General features: G+C 37.6%; 7 protein-coding genes and 1 pseudogene. 7 read left to right on the top strand and 1 reads right to left on the bottom strand.

The window, feature by feature from the left end; all coding sequences use genetic code 11:
• Window positions 1–423, top strand: a 423-nt coding sequence (locus DMB45_RS14760; protein ID WP_181416526.1) for a hypothetical protein, incomplete at its 5' end; no start/stop codon positions are given.
• Complete coding sequence (locus tag DMB45_RS14535; RefSeq protein WP_041503534.1) at window positions 420–1,079, top strand: hypothetical protein; 660 nt, start codon at window positions 420–422, stop codon at window positions 1,077–1,079. The genes DMB45_RS14760 and DMB45_RS14535, both read left to right, overlap by 4 nt.
• Before the next feature lie 247 nt (window positions 1,080–1,326).
• Here DMB45_RS14535 and DMB45_RS14970 read toward each other — a convergent pair whose 3' ends face one another.
• On the bottom strand, window positions 1,327–1,560 hold the full coding sequence (locus DMB45_RS14970; protein WP_237143317.1) for a hypothetical protein: 234 nt from the start codon (window positions 1,558–1,560) through the stop codon (window positions 1,327–1,329).
• Between DMB45_RS14970 and DMB45_RS14965 the strand changes: the two are divergent.
• The 5 genes and pseudogenes from DMB45_RS14965 to DMB45_RS14515 form a co-directional block, all read left to right on the top strand.
• A pseudogene (locus tag DMB45_RS14965) lies at window positions 1,516–1,662 on the top strand (RHS repeat-associated core domain-containing protein); the annotation flags it as partial. The gene DMB45_RS14970 and the pseudogene DMB45_RS14965 sit on opposite strands and share 45 nt — an antisense overlap.
• A gap of 57 nt (window positions 1,663–1,719) precedes the next feature.
• Entirely contained in the window at window positions 1,720–2,382 is a 663-nt protein-coding gene (locus DMB45_RS14960) for an AHH domain-containing protein (protein WP_237143316.1), read from the top strand.
• A gap of 1 nt (window position 2,383) precedes the next feature.
• Window positions 2,384–2,983, top strand: coding sequence for an imm11 family protein (locus DMB45_RS14525; RefSeq protein ID WP_041503536.1), 600 nt, complete (start codon window positions 2,384–2,386; stop codon window positions 2,981–2,983).
• 670 nt (window positions 2,984–3,653) lie between these two features.
• Window positions 3,654–3,980 carry a hypothetical protein gene (locus DMB45_RS14520; protein WP_041503537.1) on the top strand — a complete coding sequence of 109 codons (327 nt, stop codon included), beginning with the start codon at window positions 3,654–3,656 and terminating at the stop codon, window positions 3,978–3,980.
• Window positions 3,981–4,252: 272 nt separating this feature from the next.
• Window positions 4,253–4,479 (top strand): hypothetical protein (locus DMB45_RS14515; protein ID WP_146216463.1); only part of this gene is annotated, 227 nt, incomplete at its 3' end.

Here is a 4,479-nt window from a genome sequence, read left to right as displayed (position 1 = left end):
CCAACCGCTTATTTCGACAGGAATAATGCCCTGGAGGTGATGGATGATTTGGGGTACAAGTACGCGATGACCCAATACGTGGAAGATAAAACTAGTTATACCATGTATATGGATAAGGGAAGAGGAAGAATGGCAGATTTTATTTATGGTAAACGAGATATATTCGTGGAGAAAGCAACATATCTACCCAGGAACAAATCTGTCCTTCACTATCAAGGATTGAAACACCTTGTTTCTCCAAGAGTGGAAAATTTGTTGTTTGTTACTACAGGACGGACAAGTACGATACGTTATACAAATCCTGTGGAAATAGATACATTCTGGGCGGGATTTTGGAGCTTCGTACAAGCTGGTTCTAAATTTGGTAATGAATTTGATTATATGAACGAAAGAGTAAAATATAAAAAAACAGGATTAAAATGAAAAACATAATAGGAGTAATTTTGTTATTATTGATAATATTTGGTGGATGCAAGTATGATTCAATGGAACGGGCAAAGGCAGAATTTAATAAAGACTATTTAAAGTCTCGTTCAATGTTTGACAGTTCTCTTGTATCCATATTTCCTTCTTATGTTCATTCTTTATACTCGAGAATTATAGGATACGCTTTAGATTCATACGAATATTATAGGTTTAACGGAATGATTTTGGAGGTTTCTTATTCAGACTCTCTCGCTAGGGCATTGGTTAATAGTAAGCATGAAACTGTTTATTCTTCACAAGATAGTAATTTGTTGATTGTCGGTAGACTCGGGGAGAGCACGGTGGAACGTTATCGGGAATTTGAAAAAAAATATCCTTGGTCGAACAGTAAAGGCTATATACCGGTACCTAATTTTTATGAACAAAATTATTCTTCTGATATTCATCGTGCAGATAGGGACCCATTAAACAATCGTTTACCCGAAGGATATACTATTTACGTGGTAGACGCCTCGCCCGGGATCTATATCAAAAAAGAGTGGTTGACGGAAGGGTTAGGTCTTCCTCCCGAGTGGAAGAACGGTTATTCCCGGGGCTACGCAATCAGTAGTGATACCACTAAAAATATTATTTACTGGTTAGCGATTTGGTGATTTTATTTGTAAAATAGGGATATAGTTACGGGGGAATGTCTTTTGGGCATTCCCTCGTTTTTTGTTTTATTTGAATTTTGAATATAATGTTTTAAATTTGTTATCGGCGGTAAAGTCCGGAACGACGCTAAAAACCTCCTACACTTATTTGGCCGACGGGACGAAGTTAAGGGTAGCGGACGCGAGCGGCAACGGATTCTATTACTCGGGTTCTTTGACACACGTTAAAAACAGCGCCGGGATACAGTTAGAGGGCGCAACCACGGCGAGCGGCCGGGTGTTGGTCGGAACGGGAAGCCGCACGGGTAACGATATCCGTTACTTCCTGACGGATCACCTCGGTAGCGTCAGGAGTGTCGTTGACCAGACGGGAACCGTGAAGGAGCGAAACGACTACTACCCCTTCGGCACGAGATACAGCCAGTCGGGCGGTAACGTGGATCCCGCCAACCGTCTGAAATACAACGGCAAGGAAGATCAAACCACGGGCAACCTCGGTTTCCTCGACTACGGTGCCCGGATGTACGACGCCGAGCTGGGACGTTGGTTCTGTGTCGACCCGATGTCCGAGAGTTATTACTCGTTGAGTTCTTATAATTATTGCGCGAATAATCCTATTTTGTTTATTGATCCGAATGGGATGTGGTTAGGAGATCCTCCTGCATTTATCAAAGGTTGGAATGGGCGGATTAATGAATTTAATAATGATTTTTTTGAGTGGCTTAATTCAAGATCTGGTAAACCGAGTTTACTTTTGAATGATTTAAGTGATTTTTCTGCAGGAATATTGAATTTTTTGACAGATATATCGGGTATTAGTAATTTTGTAACGGGCCAAAATAAAACGGCAGAGGCATTAGGAAGTGCAATTCAAACAATTAGTAAAATTCCTTCAATGTCTGGAGAAGAACTTGGAAGTTTTACCGCAAGTTCTGTTTTATTTTTGGGAGAATTTGCTGTTAATAGAAAGCTACCACTTGGAAAAAGCAATTCGATAAGAAAGGCAAGTAAATTGCCGACGCAAATACATCACTTTGCCACAAATAAAAATAAAATGTTTACACCTCAAATGAAAAAAATAGCGGAGCAATTTGGACTCGACCTAAATGGAGATTGGAATAAAGCTGTTTTACCTCATTTAGGTAGACATCCTAATGATTATCATAAATTTGTACTTCAAAATATGGAAAAAGCAAGATTGGAAGCAAATGGCAATCAGGTTAAGTTTTTGCAACTTTTTGATCAATATGTGAAAGCACCATTGCTTCAGAATCCAGATTTATTAAGAAAAGGAGGTTGGTAAGATGAATAAGTATTATTCTTTAAATTGGAAAAACGAAATAGAACTGGCAAGTGCATTTTATGCGGTTGAAGATCAAGTTGCATGCGATTTGATCCCGCAACTTGATGGAAAAAATTTGCTGCCTCTTAATTTTGAATTAAGAAGGGTAAAAGAAGGTAAACATGGATTAGTAGTAGATAATAATTTAACAACATTAAAAGAAATTTGGTTGGATTATCAACCTAATAGCTTTGCTTGGCCATTGATGTCCGAGAGATTCAAATCTGTAATTGAGAATAACCTAACCGGTAAAGAACAAGTAGATTGGATCACTTGTGAAGTGAAACATGGTAGTGAAGAAAGACGTTATTTTATTCTTCGATTCAATAAAAAACTAGATGTTTTAGATATGCAAAAGACTATGTTTTTTCAAAATACAGATCAAATAATAAAACCAGTCTTTTCCGCTTCTAAGATCATGGAATATAGTATTTTTTCTAAACCATTATCACATTATTTGTGGAAAATTACACCAGATCTTTATGTAAGTGAAACTTTAAGACAAGCAATATGGAAAGCAAAATTAAGTGGTGTTATATTTGAAAAAGCTACAGTAATATAAATGAAATTAATAGAAGTTGACCGAAAAGTAAAATCTTCGGTCAACTTTCTATCATTTTTAATAATTACGGAATCTTGGTTTTTATGATGACGGTAAAAACAGAGTCTTTGACGATGGAATGTCCCTCGTTAGCTACCCGGATGGAGGAGGTCTTTTTCGGATAACTTGATGATTCCTTCGCGTACCATTTTGAATTGAGATACCTTGTTGTTATACTGTACAAGAACAGTTCCCGTGGATTTTTTTAGATTTAAATGTCTTATCTTTACAAGACTATTAAAGAAAAGCGGCAAGGGATAGTAAGTCAACGCATGTGATTTACAGATGTTTTACTCTTTTTTGAAGCATGCACACGAGTTTAAGGAATGTTTGTCAGATAATTATAATAGATACCTTTGGGAGGAAAAACGAGATTGGAATTTTTACTGGAAAATTAGAAATCAATCGAAAAAGAAATAAAAATGAAAACATTAACACTTGTATTTTTACTTTCTTTTGTTGTCTTGTACACGGGATGTCATTCTAAAAAAGTGGAGAAAACGAAAAACATTGAAATGTCTGTTGTAAGAATAGTCACAAATCAATCCCGGATAGAGAGATAGGGTCACCTATATTTATTTCATATGAATTTGAAATTAAGAATAATACGGAAGAGAGTATTTCTTTTGACTTGTCTTGGTCGACTTCTCCTCGCGAGGAAAAGCCGGAAACCTTCCTTTACGGTATTTACAGTAAAGACACGATAGATTTCGAGGGAAGTCGGGTTCGTGTAAAAGCGAAAAGTACAGATATATTAATCAAAAGATTGGATACTGATTATTTGCGGAAACTCTATGATAATCGGGATCGAGAAAAATTTCCTGATATTCAATCTTTCATACGTGATGTAACTTCTGAAATCGTGATATATTACGTGGGAAAGTCAGACTCTTGTATAGTGAAACCTATGGTTAAGGTTGAGTTTTTGGGAAGTGATGAGGAGCATCTCGACTGGTGATATAAAAAATTGCAGGTAAGAACTAGTTTTTGTTACCATAAAATAAGTTCTAAAAAGTGATTAGTCCTGTAATAATTGTAAAGTTATGCAGGACTAATTTTTTATTTGGATTTATCGTGTAATACCCCACGGGGACTGTTGCCGTGGGGTAATCCAGAGGGACGGGTGCAGTAGGCTACTAAAAGGGAACAACTTGGACGGTCTTTACCAAAATTTATAAGGATAGCCGAAAAAGTTTGAATTTTGAATATAATATTTTAAATTTGTTAGCAGTGGTAAAGACCGGGACCACGCTAAAAGCCTCCTACACTTATTTGGCCGACGGGACGAAGTTAAGGGTAGCGGACGCGAGTGGTAACGGGTTCTATTACTCGGGTTCTTTGACACACGTTAAAAACAGTGCCGGGATACAGTTGGAAGGGGCAACCACGGCGAGCGGTCGGGTGTTGGTCGGAACGGGAAGCCGCACGGGTAACGATATTCGTTACTTCCTGACGGA

It is taken from the genome of Sanguibacteroides justesenii (assembly GCF_003204205.1).
Lineage (GTDB): Bacteria > Bacteroidota > Bacteroidia > Bacteroidales > Marinifilaceae > Gabonibacter > Gabonibacter massiliensis.
This window is presented reverse-complemented; position numbering and strand designations above follow the sequence as displayed.